We start from the raw sequence: 16,661 nt of genomic DNA on the forward strand, positions 1-16,661 counted from the left end.
GCCGTCGACACGGCAGAGGATCGTTCGTGGTGCTGGGCATGGGGCAGTCGGAAGGCGAGAGCGCGGGCGTGCAGGCGCGGGTGGCCGTCGTCGGGGCGGGGTTCGTCGGTCGGGGACTGGTCCACCGCCTGGCGCGGCGCACGTCGGTCGCGGGTCTGCTGGTCGTCAACCGTCGTGCCGAGCGCGCCGTGCAGGCGTTCGCCGACGCCGGGGTCGACCCCGACGCCGTGGTGCGCGAGGACGATCCGGCCCGCGTCGGGGAGGCGGTGGCCGAGGGGCGGCCCGCCGTCCTCGCGGACGCGTCGGTCCTGCCCGAGGTGCCCGGCATCGACGTGGTCGTCGAGGCCACCGGCGCGATGACGTTCGGTACCCGGACCATCCTCGCCGCGCTCGAGGGCGGTCGCCACGTCGTGTCGATGAACGCCGAGGTGGATGCGCTGCTCGGCCACCACCTGCAGGCGGTCGCCGAACGGGCCGGGGTGGTCTACACCATCGGCGACGGCGACCAGCCCGGCGTGCTGCTGCGGGTGATGCACGAGGCGGAGCAGCTCGGTCTGCGTCCGACGGTCGCCCTCAACTGCAAGCGCAACCTCGACGTCCACCAGAACCCCGACGACAGCCGGCCCTACGCCGAACGGGACGGGACCAGCGTCGAGATGACCACCGCGTTCGGCGATGGCACCAAGATGCACATCGAGAACGTGGTGACCGCCAACCTCAGCGGGTTGCGACCCGCCCCGATCGGGACGCCCGGCGTCCGGACCGAACTGGCCGCGGTGGCCGACGACGTGCGCGCGGCCGGCATCGAGCCCGGCACGGTGCACTTCACCCTCGGTGGCGACTTCGGGGGTGGCGTGCTGGTGCTGGCCGGCACGGACGATCCCGACTTCGACGCGCCCTACCTGCGCTACGGCAAGCTCGGTGACGGTCCCTGGTACCCGCTGTTCCGGCCCTACCACCTCATCCACATGGAGGTGCCGGTCACCATCGACCAGGTGCTGGCTGGCGGACCGGCGTTGGGCACGCGCACGCCGGCACCGGTGGCGACCTGCGTGGCGGTCGCCAAGCGCGACCTGCGGGCGGGCGAGCAGCTCGACGGGATCGGCGGCTTCACCGCCTACGGGGTCGCGGCCACGGTCGAGGAGGGCGCCGAGCTGCTGCCGATCGGGCTGTCGCAGCACGCGACGCTGCGCCGCGACGTCGGCGTCGACCAGCCGGTCCGGCTCGAGGACGTCGAGCTCGACGAGGACGCCGAGCTCGTGCGCCTCGCCCGTCAGAGGCGCGGGTAGCCGATCCCGTCGTAGCGTCCGACCGCGTCGGGGGGGAGCACCCGGCGACCGTCGACGACCGGGACGTCGCGTGCCGCGAGCAGCTCGGGCACGTCGCGGTACTCCGGCCAGGACGTGACCAGCAGCACCGCGTCGGCGCCGTCGAGCGCCGTGGCGAGCTCGGTGGTGTAGGCGACACCGTCCGTGCCGAGCACCGCCTGGGCCGGGCCGGTCGCGATCGGGTCGTGGACCACCACCTCGGCGCCGCGGGCGACGAGTTCGGGGACGATCGTCAGCGTCGGGGATTCGCGCACGTCGTCGGTGCCGGGTTTGAACGCCGCGCCGAGGACCGCCACGCGGGAACCGGCCGGGGCCACATGGTGCTCGAGGCGCTCGAGCAGCTGCAACGGTTGGCGGGCGTTGACGGCCAGCACCGCTTCGAGCAGGTCCATCGACGCGTCGGTGGACCGGCCGTGGGCGACCAGCGCCTTGACGTCCTTCGGGAAGCAGCTGCCGCCGAACCCGCAGCCGGCCGCGAGGTAGGTCAGCATTACCGGACGCACCCGGGTGCCGTCCACGACCGGGGAGAAGCGGCGGTCGAGGTGGACGCCCTCGAGCACGTCGACCACGTCCACGCCGAGCTCGCCGGACAGATTGCCGACCTCGTTGGAGAACGAGATCAGCGTCGCGAGCAGCGCGTTGGCGGTGTACTTGATCATCTCGGCGGTGCGCGGGTCGACCCGCAGGACCGGGGTGTCGTCGAACACGGCGTACAGCGCCGCCATGGTGTCGAGCGTGCGCTCGTCGACGCCGCCGAGCACGATCCGGTCGGGTTCGAGGAAGTCCTGCACGGCGACACCCTCGCGTAGGAACTCCGGGTTCATCGCGAGCCCGATCTCGGCGCCGACACGACGTCCCGACGCGGCCTCGAGCGCCGGGCCGACGACGTCCTCGGTGGTGCCCGGCACCACCGTCGACTTGACCGCGACGACGTGGTAGCGGTCGAGCTCGGCCACGACCTTGCCGACCTGCCGGGCGGCCTCCTCGATCTGGCCGAGGTCGATGCGGTCCTCGCCGAAGGGGGTGCCGACCGCGAGGATCGTCACCTCCGTGTCGCGCACGGCGTCGGCGAGGTCGGTCGTGGCCCGGAACCGGGTGCCGACGACGCCGGCGAGCAGCTCGGGCAGCCCGTCCTCGTGGATCGGGGACTGGCCCGCGTTGATGCGCTCGACCTTGGCCTCGTCGAGGTCGACGCACACGACGTCGTGGCCGACGTGCGCGAGGCAGACGCCCGAGACCAGGCCGACGTAACCGGTGCCGACGATCGAGACACGCATGCTCAGGCCTCCTGCTGGGCGAGGTACCAGCGCAGGGCCCGGCGCAGACCCTCCTCGAGGCGGACCTCGGGGGCGTAGCCGAGCTCCTCGCGCGCCTTGTCGATGACCGGCTGCCGCCGGTTGGGGTTGTCGGTCAGGTAGTCGACGTCGTCGGAGGTCGCGGTGCCGACCCGCCCCTGGTAGCCGAGCTCCGCGCGGGCGAGCTCGACGACCCGTTCGGCGAGCTCGCGCATGGAGATCTCCGAGGCGTCGGTCCCGATGTTGTAGGGCTCGCCGGGACGGCCGTCGACCAGGATCCGGAAGTAGCCGTCGACCGCGTCGGCGACGTAGCAGAAGGTCCGTGACGCCGAGCCGTCGGAGAGCAGGGTGATGTCCCGACCGGCGAGGACGTCACGCATGAAGTCGGGCAGCACGCGGCGGTCGTCGATGCGGAGGCCCGGGCCGTAGTTGTTGAACGGGCGGGCGATCGTGACCGGGACGCCGCGGTGGCGGGCGAAGTTCACGCACAGGGTCTCGCCGTAGCGCTTGGACTCGTCGTAGCAGGCACGTGGCCCGGTGCACGACACGTGGCCGCGGTAGGTCTCCGGCGTCGGGATGTTGGCCGGGTCGGGATCGCCGTAGATCTCGCTGGTGGAGAAGAACAGCAGGCCGCGCAGCGGGTCGTCACCGTGCGCGCGGGAGGCCGCGTGGTCGAGCAACAGCCGCAGCCCGTCGACGTTGGCGTCCATCGTCTCGATCGGGAAGCGGCGGTAGTAGGTCGGCGAGGCCACCGACGCGGCGTGCACGATCCAGTCGAAGGTCGGCTCGTCGGCCGGCAGCGGCGCGAGGACATCGCGCTCGACCACCCGCAGCGACGCGTCGTCGAGGTCGGTCAGCCAGGCCGGCACGCCTCGCAGGAAGTTGTCGTGCACCGTGACCCGGATCGCCGGCCGGGACGGGTTCGCCCGGCTCCAGGCCAACGGGGCCTGCACCAGGTAGTAGCCGAGGAAGCCGGCACCGCCGGTGATCAGCAGGTCGTCGCCCGCCATGCGGGTGAAGACGCCGTCGAGCCGCTCTGCCAGACGGCGCAGGTCATCGGCCGTCACGTCCGGTACCGCGCTCACGCCACTGCCCATCGTCTGCCGCCCTGTCCCCGTCGTCCGTCCGTCGGCGTCCGGTGCGGACGCCGGCGAAGGCTAACGGTCACGGGCCAGCAGAGCGGCCACGACGTCGAGATCGTGCGGCGTCACGACGTGCACGTTGCGCGGGTCGCCGGGCACCACGACGACGTCGTGCCCGATCGCGGTGACCAGCGCCGTGTCCTCGAGCGCCGGTGGGGGAGCGGACCCGCCGGCCGCCCCGCCGGCCGCCCTGCCGGCCGGTCCGCCGGCCGGTCCGCTCGCCGTGGCGCGTGCGGTCGCGCCGGCGGCGTGGGCCCGGCGCAGGACGTCGTTGCGGAACGCCGCGGGGGTCTGGACCAGCACCAGCTCGTCACGGCCGACGACCTCGTCGAGCCGGCCGTCGCGGGTCCGGCGCACGAGGTCGCCGGGGCGCAGACCCGGGACGGCCGCGTCGGCACCGTCGCGGACGGTGCGCACGAGCCGCTCGACCAGGGCGGCGTCGGCCAGCGGGTTGGCGGCCTGGTGCACCACGACCACGCCCCGGTGCGCCGGGACCGCGGCCAGCCCGTTGCGCACCGAGGCGGGCCGGTCGGGGCCGCCGGTGACGACCGCGTCGACCGGCGCGCCGTCCCAGTCGGCACCTGGTGGCAGGACCAGCACGACACCGTCACAGCAGTCGCGCACCGCGGCGAGCGCGAGATCGACCAGCCGGTGTCCGGCGACCGTGACGAACTGCTTGGGGCGGCCGAACCGGCTGCCGCTGCCGCCGGCGAGCACGACGGCCCACACGGGACCGTCGGCGGCAGCCGTGTCGACGGCCGGCGTGTCGACGGCCGGCGTGTGAGCGTGCGGCGTAGCCGGGTGGGGCGAGGTCACCTAGCGTTCCCCTGGCGGTCGACGGAGCCGCGGAGTCTGACAGAGGAGCCCGACGGATGCGGTTCACCCCGACCGAGGTCGACGGCGTGTTCGTCGTGGACGTCGAGCCGCACGCCGACGAGCGGGGCAGCCTCGCGCGCGCCTACTGCGCCGAGGAACTCGCGGCCCACGGGCTCGAGGCGGACGTGGCGCAGATGAACCTCAACCACAGCGTGCGGGCAGGGACGCTGCGCGGGCTGCACTTCCAACATGCGCCCCACGGGGAGGCGAAGCTGGTTCGCTGCGTCCGTGGCGCCGTCTTCGACGTCGCGGCCGACGTGCGACCCGACTCGCCGACCTACGGTCGCTGGGTCGGGGTCGAGCTGACCGCGGACAACCGCCGGGCACTGTTCGTCCCGGCCGGCTGCGCGCACGGGTTCCAGACCCTGGTCGACGACACCGAACTGCTCTACACCGCCAGCCACCCCTACACGCCGGGGGCGGAGGGCGGCGTGCACCACGCCGACCCGATGTTCGAGATCCCCTGGCCGCTGCCGGTCGCCTCGGTGTCCGACAAGGACGCGTCCTGGCCGCACGTGCCGTCGGCGGACACGACGGGGTGACCCGGCGCGAAACCGAGGTCCCACGCCGCCCTGCCGGGTACCGTCGGGCATCGGCAACGGGGGACGAGGGGAGTCGGTATGAAGGCGGTCCTGCTCGCCGGCGGATTCGGGACGCGACTGAGCGAAGAGACCTCGGTACGTCCCAAGCCGCTGGTCGAGATCGGCGGACGGCCGATCATCTGGCACATCATGCAGACCTATGCCGCGCACGGGATCGACGACTTCGTCGTCTGCTGCGGCTACCGGGGGGACCTGCTCAAGGAGTACTTCGTCAACTACTGCCGCTGGGAGTCGGACTTCACGGTCGACCTCGGCTCGGGAGAGGTGGAGATCCACCGCTCCCCGCGCGAGTCCTGGCGGGTCACCCTGGTCGACACCGGCCTGCACACGATGACGGGAGGCCGTGTCCGTCACGTGCGTGATCTGCTCGACGACACGTTCTTCCTCACCTACGGCGACGGGGTCGCCGACGTCTCCATGTCGGACCTGCTCGCCTTCCACCGTCGCCAGGACGCCCTGGTCACGCTCACCGCGGTGCAGCCGCCGGGACGCTTCGGCGCGCTGACGATCGCGCCCGACGAGGACAAGATCACCCGCTTCCACGAGAAGCCGAGCAGCGGCGACGGTGGCGGGGAGGCGTGGATCAACGGCGGCTACTTCGTCGTCGAACCGTCGGCCCTCGACTACGTCGACGGACCCGACACGGTGTGGGAACGCGAGCCGCTGGAGCGGTTGGCCTCCGAGGGCAACCTCGCCGCCTACCGCCACGCCGGCTTCTGGCATCCGATGGACACCCTGCGCGACAAGCACCAGCTCGAGGAGTTGTGGAGCGGCGGGTCGGCGCCGTGGACCGCCGCCTGGCCCGTGCCCCTGCAAGCTTGACGCGCTCGCGGCGAGTCAGCGAGGCGTAGCCCGACGTCGCGAGAGGCCGCAGTTGGGTCGGGCCTCGATGACCGGATCGGTTGGCAGTTCGACGCTCGAGCGGGTGCTGAGGCAGACGCCGGCCTCGCCGTCCTCCCCGCCCGCGCCGAGCGGATCGGCGGATCCTCCACCAGCCCCTGGATCGGAAGGCGCGTCGAGCGCGGCGCGGAGTTCGGACTGCAGTACCTCGCGGGCGGTCGATCGCGCGCCGCGAACCTCACGTCTCACCGTGCGGAAATCCTCGCCGAATCCGTCGACCGCGGCCTCGCGTTTTAGCTCGGCCAACGCGGTACCGGTCTCTTGACGGAGGCGCGACAACACCTTCGCCACGTCACCTGTCAACTTGGGGAGCCGGTTCGGACCGACGACCAGCACCGCCACGACCGCGATGACCAACAGTTCCTGGAACCCCGGCACGTGGACCTCGAACGGAGAGGATGCGTCTGCCCCCACGCCGAACCGTACAGAGGCAGGCATGCCCTGTCTCGGGAACTGGCGGGGAACGGCTCCCGCCGACCGGGCTCGGACGAGCGAATCGACGTCTTTCTCCGTTGGCGAGACACGACGCCTGCGTCGGGCTAGCGTCTCCGACGGGCAAGTCGGTTCCTGTACGCGGATCGGGGCGATCCGGGGGAACCGTGTCGTGCGTGGGGGCACGTCCCAGGGATGTGGGGGGTGGAACATGCGGGTCGTGGTGACCGGAGGCGCTGGGTTCATCGGCGCCAACCTCGTCAGGCGCCTGGTGACGACGCCGGGGATCACCGGTGTGGTCGTCGTCGACGACCTGTCCACTGGTGGACTGGCGAATCTTGCAGGCATCGACGACGAGGACGTCGAGACACCGGTCGATGTCAGGATCGGGAGCATCCTCGACGAGGGCCTGCTGCAGGCGGCCTTTGCCGGCGCTGACGCGGTCGTGCACTTGGCGGCGTTGCCGTCAGTCCCGCGCTCCATCGATGATCCGATGGCCAGTCACCTCGTCAACGCGACCGGCACGCTGTCGGTGCTCGAGGCGGCACGTCGTGCCGGGAACCTGCACGTGGTACTCGCGTCGTCCTCGTCGGTGTACGGCGCGAACCCCGCCCTGCCGAAGTCCGAGAACCTGCAGCTGCGACCGATGTCGCCCTACGCGGTGTCGAAGCAGGCAACGGAGGCGTATGCGCTCGCCTACGCCCACTGCTTCGGCCTTCCCGTCCTGCCGTTCCGGTTCTTCAACGTCTTCGGTCCTCTGCAGGCCGCCGGGCACGCCTACGCCGCCGCGATCCCGGCGTTCCTCGACGCTGCCATGCGTGGGGTGCCGGTCCCCATCGAGGGAGACGGGCTCCAGACCCGCGACTTCACCTACGTCGGGTCGGTGAGCATGGCGGTCATCGATGCGCTGCAGCGTCGCGTGACCAGCGACACGGCCGTGAATCTCGCCTTCGGCAGCCGCTGCACGCTGCTCGAACTGATCGACGAGTTGGAACGTCAGGTGGGAACACCGCTCGTCCGTGAACACCGTGCACCACGCCAAGGGGACGTGCGCCACTCGCAGGCCGACGCGACGCGACTTCGTGCCCTGTTCCCCGAGCTGGAACCCGTCGACCTGCAGACGGGGTTGCGGCAGACCATCGACTGGTTCCGCACGCTGCCCGAGTACGCCCTGGGCGGCGCCAGCGTGCGCTGACGTGACCGCCGACCCACCGATCCGGATCCACCTGTCACCACCACACGTCGGGGTGGAGGAGCGCGAGCACCTGCTCGAAGCGTTCGAGTCGAACTGGATCGCGCCCCTCGGCCCAGACGTCGATGCGTTCGAGGCGGAGTTCGCCGCCGTGCTGGGCGCTCCGCACGCCGTGGCGCTCTCGTCGGGAACCGCCGCCCTGCACCTCGCGCTCCGTCAGGTGGGGGTGGGCCCCGGTGACCGGGTCCTGTGCTCGACGATGACCTTCGTCGCGAGCGCCGCTCCGATTCGCTACCTGGGCGCAGAGCCCGTGTTCGTGGACGCCACCGAGGACTCGTGGAACCTCGACGTCGATCTCGTCGCCGAGGCGCTCGACGAGGCAGCGCGCATCGGCCGGCCGTACCGGGCGCTCGTGGCCGTCGACCTCTACGGCCGTTGCTGCGACTACGAGCGTCTCGCGCCGTTGTGCCGCGACCATGGCGTGGCGCTGGTCGAGGACGCGGCCGAGGCGCTGGGCGCCCGCCATCGTGGTCGCGCCGCCGGCACGTTCGGTGCGGCTGGCGTGTTCTCCTTCAACGGCAACAAGATCCTGACGACCTCGGGGGGTGGGATGCTCGTGACCACGGACGCGGATCTGGCGGCGCGCACCCGGCACCTCGCCACGCAGGCCCGTGAGCCGGCCGCTCACTACGAGCACGTGGAGGTCGGCTACAACTACCGCCTCAGCAACTTGTTGGCGGCCCTCGGCCGGGCACAGCTGCGCAAGCTCGAGGAACGGGTTTCCCGTCGTCGGGAGATAGGACGCCGCTATCGGGAGGCGCTGACGGACCATCCGGGCGTCCACTTCGCGCCGATGGGCGACCCTGACGAGAGCAACCACTGGCTCACCTGCTTGACGGTCGACCCGCTGGTTGCGCGGGTCGACCGGGAAGCGTTGCGGCAGCATCTCCGGTCACGCGGCATCGAGGCGCGACCTGTCTGGAAGCCGATGCATCGCCAGCCGGTCTTCGGCGACTGCGACGTGCTCGGTGGCAAGGTGGCCGAGCGGCTCTTCGAGGAAGGACTCTGCCTGCCCAGCGGCTCGTCGCTCACGGAGGCGGAGCAGGACGAGGTCGTCACCGAGATTGGCCACGTCCTAGGTCGTTGAAGGCCCGACAGCGTGTACCGCCCGGAGATCGCTGCGTACGAAATCTACGTGCGGGCAGGACCGTCACCGCAGCGGTCGCGCGTAATGTGCTGGTTGCTGGGACGGTCACCTGCGGCCGTCGGCACGAGGGGACGAGATGCACGACGACGAGAAGATCGAGGGCGCGGGCGCCGGACGCCGCGACTTCCTCAAGCGCACCGCCGTGGTCGGGGGCATGGTGTGGGCTGCGCCACTGATCCAGAGCGCACCGGCGTTCGCGGCCCAGACGTCGCCGCCTCCGCCGACCGGAGGCCAGGACATCTCGTTCGTCGCCTTCGTCATCGAGAACCGGTCGAGTACCCGCTACAAGTACGAGGACGCCGGGAAGAACACGGAGTGCACGTTCGAGGGCGGCGGGGAGTTGAACAAGCACTTCGACGGCTACCCCGCGCTCCAAGAGGAGTGGAAGAACACGCCGCAGGGCAGCCCCACCGATGGGCGCGTCAGCCTCTCGTGCACCGACGACAAGGTGTGGACGATCACCCCGAGCGCGAACTACCGCGTCAAGTGGGCGCTGGTGAAGAGCGGCTCGAAGTCCATGGCGACGGCGTTCCTCGGGCCCACCGGGACGGGCTACCCGCATGGACAGGCGGTGCAGGTCTTCCAAGCCTGATTCAGCTCGGCAGTGGAGGGACGGTCTCGGGCCGCCGCCTCGGGTGCTTCTCAAGCATCGTCGGCCGCCGCCATCAGGCGTCGTACGGTTGCAACCGCTTCGTCGAGTCGTCCGAACGAGAGACGGAAGGCGGGCACGTCGGTGAGTGCGTTCTTGAGACCACGCAGTTCACGGATGCCGCTCGAGGTCTCTTCGACCGCGAAGGCACACGACGAGGCGTGACGGAGCGCATCAGCTCCTGACAGCGGCTCGAGCCGCACCGGCTGGTCCGCGACGTACTCGGGGAACACGAGCAGCCGGAGGTAGCCCTCCGCGACGACATCGGTGAACCCCGTTGCCAGGACCTGCCACTGGTCACGGTGGTAGTGCTTGAGGCGCTGGGGAAGTTCCGGCTCGTGGTGAGGAAGCACCGGCCAGGACCCGGGGTCCAGTGAGAGCGGCTTCCGATATCCCTGGACCAGTCCGTCGGCGGACAAGGCCACCGCCTCGTCGGTGAGATAGGCCAGGCCCGTATCCAGGAGTCCCGCCACCAACGTCGTCTTGCCGGACTCCATGGCAGCCGGCAGGAGTACGACCGCGTCGCCACGTGCGACCGCTCCGGCATGCAGGAGCACGCGGTCCTGGACGGGCTGGATCACGTGACGGTTCACGGCCCAGAACAGTTGAGCAACCAGGGTCCCGGGGTCCGCCGATACGGCGATCTCGATGTCGTCGCGCCAGACGCCGCCACGGCCGTGGTCGGGCGTCAGAACCGAAAAGCACGCCGATCGGTCGTCGGCGTCCGAGCTCCGCATCGGTGCGTAACAGGCGTCGAGATGAGTGGACAGTTCGGGGTCGGAGGTGCGGATGCTCCAGCTACGCCCGAAGCACTGGAACGGCCCGACTCGGTGATGGCACCGCTCGTCACGTTGCCTGGACAGAATCGCCGACCTGCCGTCCGATGGTGACTCCCGCACCAAAAGCCCCCGCCCTATCCCCACGACCGCACACCATACTGCAGCGAGAGATCGCCGCAGTCGGTAGCTCGAGAACGTCAGAAGAGGGCGTTCGGCGAACGATGCGGGCGACCAACGTGCGAACATTTCACTGATGCGGCATGGTCTCCGTCCGGCGTCCGGTCGCGGAATCGGCGCCTGCGTGGGTCGGACGTGGAGGGGCCATGTCATTCGTTATCGATGGTTCCTACGTTCCGAGTCTCGGCAGCGGCGTGATCGCAATGCCCGTCGCGGAGGAGACCCTGCTCTTCGATGAACAACGCGGCATGCTGCACCAACTCGACCCCATCGGGGCGGCCGTATGCAGCTGCATGGACGGTGAGACGTCGATCGATCAGGCGGTCGACGAACTCGCTGCTGCCTTCGGAGCCCCCCGTGATCAGGTCGCCAGCGATGTACTGGCCCTCGTGGAGGAGTTCGGACGGCTGGGGCTGCTCGATGGCCTGGAGCCGGAACCCGCCCCCGCTGCGATCAAAGGAGACGACGTCCAGTTTCCCGATTCCGGCGGGGCGTGCGGTCCGTGACGTCGACCAGAAGGTGTATCGCGCACTCCTGGCCGACGAAAAGGGGCCGTCTGGCCTTTGATGGTTTGAACCACATCGACTAGTTACTGCATGGTTCGGTCGAACGCGTGTGGCAAGTGTTCCAGTCGCCTTCCGAAGTGAAATCGAACCAATGTAGTTCCTTCGTCCTTCGAATGTGGTCCTTTGCGGCAAGCACTTCTCTTCTGCCGATTCGATTGACGAGTCGAGCAGGGACATGCATGCTCCTCGTTGTCCGACGGATGTCAGCAGTTGGGGTGATGGGCAGGCCGGCGGAGGGGCGCGAGTCGAGCGGCTCGCAAGGGGCGACAGGCGAGCCATGGCTCGGGGCGAAGCAACGGTACGAGTGGGCATTCTTGCGGCTGATCGTGCCTTCGCGGAGGGCCTTGATGCGGCGCTCGGACGTTGCGGTGTCGAGGCCACACTGCTGCCTCCCGATCCGTCGGCATGGCCACAGGACCTGACCGCTCTGGCGGTCGAACTCGGCCATGACGACTCCGACGCTGCCTGGGCTCGGGTGTCGGGGTGCGCACCTGCTGCCGTGATCGGTCTCGGCGCCGCCCTGGATGTCGGACTGCACTCGTCGGTGACCGTGCGCCTGGGCATCGACGCCAGCCTTCGGCAGTTCCTCCATGCGGTGGCGCCCGAAGTGGATGCCGTCGGATCGGAGGAGCGACCGGCCTCGCCGGTGCGCGTCCGGGTCGTGTTGGTCGACCCGCACCGACTGCGGCGTGAGGTCACCGCAGCCGCACTCGACCGGCAGCCCGGTATCGAGGTCGCGGCTTGTGCCGACGACGCGTCGACGGCGCTGTTGCAGATGGAGCGTGTCGGTGCCGCGGTGGTCGTCGTGGCGGTGGGAGTCGCTGACGCCGGGCGGATCTGCGCGGCTGCACGCGCCGACGGCCGCCCTCGCGTGCTGTTGCTGGACCGCGCAGCCGATGAGGTTCGCCTCCTCGATGCGATCGAGGCCGGCGCCGATGGCTACACGGTTGGCGAGAACGGCATCACCGGCGTCGCTCGGGCGGTCGAAGCGATCGCGCGAGGGGAGACGGTCGTCCCGGCCGTACTGCTGGGACCGCTGCTCCGACGCCTGATCCGTCGTCAGCGCGATGCTGCACAGGCCGCAGAGCGGCTCGTGGTGCTGACGCCTCGCGAGCGTGAGGTACTGGCGCTCCTCGTGGAGGGGAGCGACCAGCTCGGCATCGCCAGCGCGCTGTTCATCTCACCGGAGACGGCGCGCACGCACCTGCAGCGCCTCCTGCGCAAGCTCGGCGTCCGCTCCCGCGCGGAGGCGGTCGCTCTGGTGGAGCAGACCGGTATGGCAGAGCGCCTGGGACGCATCGTGGAGGCTGCGTCGTGAACGATCCCGTCCCGTCGTTGGCGGCTCACCGGGGCGTGACGCAGACGCTTCCGTCCCGGCGCGGTGACGTCGAACGGTATGACGGCGGAACCGAGAGCGTGTTGTTCGTTGCTGGTAGCAGTCAGCGGCACGTCCTGAATGCACCGGCACGCGCCATCTGGGAGGCCTGCGACGGCACCACCACGATCGAGGAGCTCGTCCGAGCCATCTGCACCGTGTTCTCGGTGTCGTACGGCGCGGCGTTGCACGACATCGAGGTGGTTCTCGGGGCGCTCGAGCGAGCCGGACTGGTGGCATGGACAGGGAACGAGGGGCGGACATGATGCTCGATGGGGACGTGCGCGTGCACGGGCGCGCCGCGTGGTGGACGTCGGCGGCGCGACGCAGCGTACGAGGGCCTTCCGACGTGGCGCTGACGATCCTCGATGTCGCGCTCGTCGGAGTCGCCTACGCGACGACACTGGTCCTGCGCTACGAACTGGCCGTTCCCGCCGCGGCGTGGAACGGTCTGCTGCGGTTCCTGCCCATCGCCGTGGTCGCCCACGTCGTCACCAACCGTGTAGCGGGGGTGTACGGGCCGGTCTGGCAGCAGGCATCGATCCTCGAAGCCCAGCGCATCGCCGCCGCCGGCGTCGTCGCGATGGGCAGCCTGCTCGCCGGCGTGTACCTGATCGATCGCGCGGTTCCGTTGCTGGTGGTGCTCGCGGGCGGCCTGCTGACGACCGCGCTGCTCGGCGTCCTCCGGTTCCAGTCGCGCCTGTTCGCCTTCCACCGCCGCGGTGGGGGTGGCGGGACCCGGGTGTTGGTCGCGGGGGCCGGCGAGTCGGCCGGATCGATCCTCCGTGAGCTCTCACGGATGCCGACCCCCAACGCGACCATCGTCGGGTTCGTCGACGACGACCCGCGCAAGGTCGGCCGGCTGCTCGGGAACGTGCCGATCCTCGGTTCCATCGACGAACTCGTCGAGGTCGGCCGCCAGGTGCAAGCCGAGCAGGTGCTGCTGGCGATCCCGTCGGCAAACTCCACCCTGGTGCGCCGGGTCGCGGACGCGACCGCGCGGCTGGGTGTCCCGCTGAAGGTGTTGCCCAGCGTCTCCGAGTTGATGGACAACCAGCCGCACCTGCGGGACGTGCGTGACCTGTCCATCGACGACCTGCTCGGGCGCGAACCCATCTCGACCGATCTCGCCTCGGTCCAGGCGCTCGTCAAGGGACGGTGTGTGCTCGTGACCGGGGGTGGCGGATCCATCGGTTCGGAGATCGTACGTCAGGTCGCGGCCTACGCCCCGGCGCGACTGTTGGTGCTCGACCGCGACGAGACCCACCTGTTCGACGCGATGGCGGCCATCGAAGGGCGGGCGGTTCCCATCCTGCTCGACGTCCGCGATCGACGAGCCGTGCGGGAACTGTTCGAGCGCGAACGTCCGGACATCGTGTTCCACGCGGCTGCCAACAAGCACGTGCCGTTGCTGGAGTCCCACCCGCGCGAGGCCGTCACCAACAACGTGCTCGGGACGGAGAACCTCGTGACCGCGGCCCGCTCCGTGGCCACCCCGCGGGTGGTCTTCATCTCCACGGACAAGGCCGTCAATCCCTCGAGCGTCATGGGCGCGTCCAAGCGAATGGGCGAGCGCCTGGTCCACGCCAACGCGCCGCAGGGTGCGGCCTGGTGTGCCGTCCGTTTCGGCAATGTCCTCGGCAGTCGGGGAAGTGTGGTGCCGACCTTCGTCCGGCAGATCCGCAGTGGCGGACCGGTCACGGTCACCCACCAGGACATGACGCGGTACTTCATGAGCATCCCCGAAGCCGTGCAGTTGGTGTTGCAGGCGGCAGCCCTGGCCGAGGACCGCGAGGTGTTCATGCTCGAGATGGGCGCTCCCGTGCGCATCGTCGACCTCGCACACCGCATGATCTCCCTGGCCGGCCTTCGCGTCGGGACAGACATCGAGGTGCAGGTCACCGGTTTGCGCCCCGGCGAGAAGATCACCGAGGAGCTGCGGACCTCGGACGAGCGCGCTGAGCACACGAGCCACCCGAAGATCCTGCGCCTGCATCCTCCGGCCGTCGACCCTGGCATCGTGTCGGCGACGGTGCAGGGGCTGTCGGTGGCCGCCGCCGAGCGTGACGACCAGGAAACGATCCGCCTGCTGTTCGACGGGGAGCTCCCGCAATGTCTCGACCTGACCTCGCCAGACCTCATCAGGCTGCGGGAGTGACGGCTCGATGACGGTCGATGCGCCGATCATCCGGTTCGTCCTCGCGCTGCGACGCTGGTGGACGGTGGTCGCCGGCCTCGTCGTGGTCGCCCTCGTCGGTACGTGGCTCACCCTGCCCGCTCACGCCCCCCAGGCGGACGTCGAGCCTGGCGTGAACTACACGGCGACGCATCTGCTGCTCAGCGAGAACCCGACGGTGGAGACCGGCAACCTCGATCTGGTCGTTCTGCTCGCGCAGCAGGGCGAGGTCCGCACCAGGGTCACGGGGGCACTCGGGGACGGCTTCCCGGTGGGCACGGCCGAATCGGTCTCCATCGCGCCGAACAAGGAGCTCGGGACGCTCGAGCTCACCACGGTGCAGCCGACGGCCGACCAGGCCGCCCTGGTCGTCAACACCTACGCCGAGGTGCTGCGTGAGTTCTTCGACGGCCGCGCGGCGGCGGGTGTGCAGCGGGACTTCGACGCGGCCGTCGAGCGCCTGCTCGCCTTCGGAGAGCGCATCCGCGGCCTCGAGGACGAGATCAACGGCTTGACCGAGTCGAGCATCGAGCGTCGACTGCTCGAGGCGGAACTCGACGTGCTCGTCGAGCAGTACGGCCTGCTGCAGGCCGAGGTGCAGTCGCTCAACGCGCGCACCATCGGCGACAACCCGACCTTCACGACGCTGCAGGAGCCGGTGCCGACCCCGATCGCGACCGGCCAGCTGTTCAGCATGCCGACCAATCGGGGCTTTCGGTTCGTGCTCGCACTGTTCGCCGCACTGTTCGCCGGCTTGGGTGCCGTATTCGCCATCGACTGGCTCGACAGCCGGCTGCGCACCCGACAGGACGTCGAGGACGCCTACGGCCTGCCGGTCATCGCCGAGTTGCCCCGGATGCGACGACGTGAGGTGCACCAGGACCCGTTGCCAGCACTGACACGACCCGGCTCCCGCGCGGCGGAGGTCTACCGCTCGTTGCAACTGACGCTCGCGTTGGCGTTGCGGTGGCAGCTCGACCGCAGCACGCCGACGGGCAGTGCGGCCGTCGGGTCCGCCGAACGCATCGAGGGCAGCGGCCCACCGCGGACCTTGTTGGTCACCTCGGCACGGGCGGGCGAAGGCAAGTCCACCATCGTCGGCAATCTTGCCGCCAGCTTCGCGGAGACGGGGCAGCGGGTCCTGGTGGTCGACTGTGACTTCCGCCGATCCGCCGTCGCCGATCTCCTCGGCGCCGAGAAGGGGCCGAGTCTGCGCGATTACGCCGACCCGCGTTTCGACGGACTCCAGGGCCTCATCGTGTCCTCGGCGGTGCCGCGCGTCACGACCGTCCGTGCCGGAACACCCGGGGTCGCGCCGGTGTGGTTCTTCAGCCGATGCGCCGATCTGGTCGCCGAAGCACGTGAGCATGCCGACATCGTCGTCTTCGACGCCGGCCCTCTGCTCGCGACCAACGAGGCAGCGGCGCTGGTCCCGCACGTCGACTCGGTGCTCGTCGTCACCTGCAGCGGACGTCTGGCCGCGTCACTTGCGCGCCGTGCCCTCGAGACGCTAACGCAACTCAAGGCCACGGTGGCCGGCATCGTGCTCCTCGGTGGCGACGACTCGCCGCGGCGCTATGGCCACTACTACGAGCCGCTGCGCAAGGCCGCAGCGACGCAGGCTCTGGACGACGTCACCCCGGCCGAGCGGGTATGAGTTCCGCCGAGTGGCGGCGGAATCCGCTGGCGCTCTGGCGTCGGTCGGGGGTCCGGATCGTGTTGATCCCACCCGGCGAGGAACATGCACTGGTGCTCGACGGCAGCAGCGCCCTCATCTGGCTCCTGCTCGGCGACGACGGACGATCGGCGGATGCCCTGGCCGGCGAGTTGTCGACGTTCTACACCGAGGAGGTCGGTGCGATCCAGCCAGCGCTGACGTCCTTCCTGCACGAGCTCCGTGGCCTGGGAGTGGTGACGACGTGATCCCGTGGTTGCGGGCGGCCTCCAGCCACGGCCTTCCCGGCG

Annotated in this window: 17 protein-coding genes; 12 read left to right on the forward strand and 5 right to left on the reverse strand. The window is 70.3% G+C overall.

Features of this window, described 5'->3' with window-relative positions; all coding sequences use genetic code 11:
* Nucleotides 1-38 precede the first annotated feature (38 nt).
* A complete protein-coding gene (locus tag ELR47_RS07755; protein WP_130649378.1) occupies nucleotides 39-1,289 on the forward strand; it encodes a saccharopine dehydrogenase NADP-binding domain-containing protein in 1,251 nt (416 codons plus the stop codon).
* On the opposite strand, the gene ELR47_RS07760 is transcribed toward ELR47_RS07755, so the two are convergent.
* The 3 genes from ELR47_RS07760 to ELR47_RS07770 form a co-directional block, all read right to left on the reverse strand.
* On the reverse strand, nucleotides 1,274-2,605 hold the full coding sequence (locus ELR47_RS07760; protein ID WP_130649379.1) for a UDP-glucose dehydrogenase family protein: 1,332 nt from the start codon (nucleotides 2,603-2,605) through the stop codon (nucleotides 1,274-1,276). The two genes, ELR47_RS07755 and ELR47_RS07760, sit on opposite strands and share 16 nt — an antisense overlap.
* A 2-nt stretch (nucleotides 2,606-2,607) precedes the next feature.
* Nucleotides 2,608-3,708 (reverse strand): NAD-dependent epimerase/dehydratase family protein, encoded by a 1,101-nt coding sequence (locus tag ELR47_RS07765; RefSeq protein WP_205745509.1) that lies wholly within the window; start codon nucleotides 3,706-3,708, stop codon nucleotides 2,608-2,610.
* Nucleotides 3,709-3,780: 72 nt separating this feature from the next.
* Complete coding sequence (locus ELR47_RS07770; RefSeq protein WP_130649381.1) at nucleotides 3,781-4,581, reverse strand: IspD/TarI family cytidylyltransferase; 801 nt, start codon at nucleotides 4,579-4,581, stop codon at nucleotides 3,781-3,783.
* A gap of 56 nt (nucleotides 4,582-4,637) precedes the next feature.
* Here ELR47_RS07770 and rfbC point away from each other — a divergent pair, with 56 nt between their 5' ends.
* Both rfbC and rfbF read left to right on the forward strand, forming a co-directional pair.
* Nucleotides 4,638-5,183 carry a dTDP-4-dehydrorhamnose 3,5-epimerase gene (rfbC, locus tag ELR47_RS07775; protein ID WP_130649382.1) on the forward strand — a complete coding sequence of 182 codons (546 nt, stop codon included), beginning with the start codon at nucleotides 4,638-4,640 and terminating at the stop codon, nucleotides 5,181-5,183.
* Nucleotides 5,184-5,261: 78 nt separating this feature from the next.
* Complete coding sequence (gene rfbF, locus ELR47_RS07780; RefSeq protein WP_130649383.1) at nucleotides 5,262-6,065, forward strand: glucose-1-phosphate cytidylyltransferase; 804 nt, start codon at nucleotides 5,262-5,264, stop codon at nucleotides 6,063-6,065.
* 15 nt (nucleotides 6,066-6,080) lie between these two features.
* Here rfbF and ELR47_RS18255 read toward each other — a convergent pair whose 3' ends face one another.
* A complete protein-coding gene (locus tag ELR47_RS18255; RefSeq protein ID WP_165403923.1) occupies nucleotides 6,081-6,521 on the reverse strand; it encodes a twin-arginine translocase TatA/TatE family subunit in 441 nt (146 codons plus the stop codon).
* A 265-nt stretch (nucleotides 6,522-6,786) separates the two neighbouring features.
* Here ELR47_RS18255 and ELR47_RS07790 point away from each other — a divergent pair, with 265 nt between their 5' ends.
* The 3 genes from ELR47_RS07790 (at nucleotide 6,787) to ELR47_RS07800 (ending at nucleotide 9,566) form a co-directional block, all read left to right on the forward strand.
* Nucleotides 6,787-7,770 (forward strand): NAD-dependent epimerase/dehydratase family protein, encoded by a 984-nt coding sequence (locus tag ELR47_RS07790; protein WP_130649385.1) that lies wholly within the window; start codon nucleotides 6,787-6,789, stop codon nucleotides 7,768-7,770.
* Between the two features lies 1 nt (nucleotide 7,771).
* Nucleotides 7,772-8,914 carry a DegT/DnrJ/EryC1/StrS family aminotransferase gene (locus ELR47_RS07795; RefSeq protein WP_229730533.1) on the forward strand — a complete coding sequence of 381 codons (1,143 nt, stop codon included), beginning with the start codon at nucleotides 7,772-7,774 and terminating at the stop codon, nucleotides 8,912-8,914.
* 136 nt (nucleotides 8,915-9,050) lie between these two features.
* Nucleotides 9,051-9,566: a twin-arginine translocation signal domain-containing protein gene (locus tag ELR47_RS07800; RefSeq protein ID WP_130649386.1), complete on the forward strand. Its 516-nt coding sequence runs from the start codon at nucleotides 9,051-9,053 to the stop codon at nucleotides 9,564-9,566.
* Nucleotides 9,567-9,616: 50 nt separating this feature from the next.
* Here ELR47_RS07800 and ELR47_RS07805 read toward each other — a convergent pair whose 3' ends face one another.
* Nucleotides 9,617-10,546: a hypothetical protein gene (locus tag ELR47_RS07805; RefSeq protein WP_165403924.1), complete on the reverse strand. Its 930-nt coding sequence runs from the start codon at nucleotides 10,544-10,546 to the stop codon at nucleotides 9,617-9,619.
* Nucleotides 10,547-10,725: 179 nt separating this feature from the next.
* Here ELR47_RS07805 and ELR47_RS07810 point away from each other — a divergent pair, with 179 nt between their 5' ends.
* The 6 genes from ELR47_RS07810 (at nucleotide 10,726) to ELR47_RS07835 (ending at nucleotide 16,619) form a co-directional block, all read left to right on the forward strand.
* Nucleotides 10,726-11,085, forward strand: coding sequence for a PqqD family protein (locus tag ELR47_RS07810; RefSeq protein ID WP_165403925.1), 360 nt, complete (start codon nucleotides 10,726-10,728; stop codon nucleotides 11,083-11,085).
* 364 nt (nucleotides 11,086-11,449) lie between these two features.
* A complete protein-coding gene (locus tag ELR47_RS19100) occupies nucleotides 11,450-12,463 on the forward strand; it encodes a response regulator transcription factor (RefSeq protein WP_268234450.1) in 1,014 nt (337 codons plus the stop codon).
* A complete protein-coding gene (locus ELR47_RS07820) occupies nucleotides 12,460-12,786 on the forward strand; it encodes a PqqD family protein (protein WP_130649389.1) in 327 nt (108 codons plus the stop codon). The genes ELR47_RS19100 and ELR47_RS07820 overlap by 4 nt, the downstream gene beginning before the upstream one ends.
* Before the next feature lie 83 nt (nucleotides 12,787-12,869).
* Nucleotides 12,870-14,678, forward strand: a complete 1,809-nt coding sequence (locus tag ELR47_RS07825; protein WP_165403926.1) for a nucleoside-diphosphate sugar epimerase/dehydratase — start codon at nucleotides 12,870-12,872, stop codon at nucleotides 14,676-14,678.
* Between the two features lie 7 nt (nucleotides 14,679-14,685).
* On the forward strand, nucleotides 14,686-16,353 hold the full coding sequence (locus ELR47_RS07830) for a tyrosine-protein kinase family protein (RefSeq protein WP_130649391.1): 1,668 nt from the start codon (nucleotides 14,686-14,688) through the stop codon (nucleotides 16,351-16,353).
* Entirely contained in the window at nucleotides 16,350-16,619 is a 270-nt protein-coding gene (locus ELR47_RS07835; protein WP_130649392.1) for a PqqD family protein, read from the forward strand. The genes ELR47_RS07830 and ELR47_RS07835 overlap by 4 nt, the downstream gene beginning before the upstream one ends.
* Nucleotides 16,620-16,661: the final 42 nt, after the last annotated feature.

Source organism: Egicoccus halophilus (assembly GCF_004300825.1).
GTDB lineage: Bacteria > Actinomycetota > Nitriliruptoria > Nitriliruptorales > Nitriliruptoraceae > Egicoccus > Egicoccus halophilus.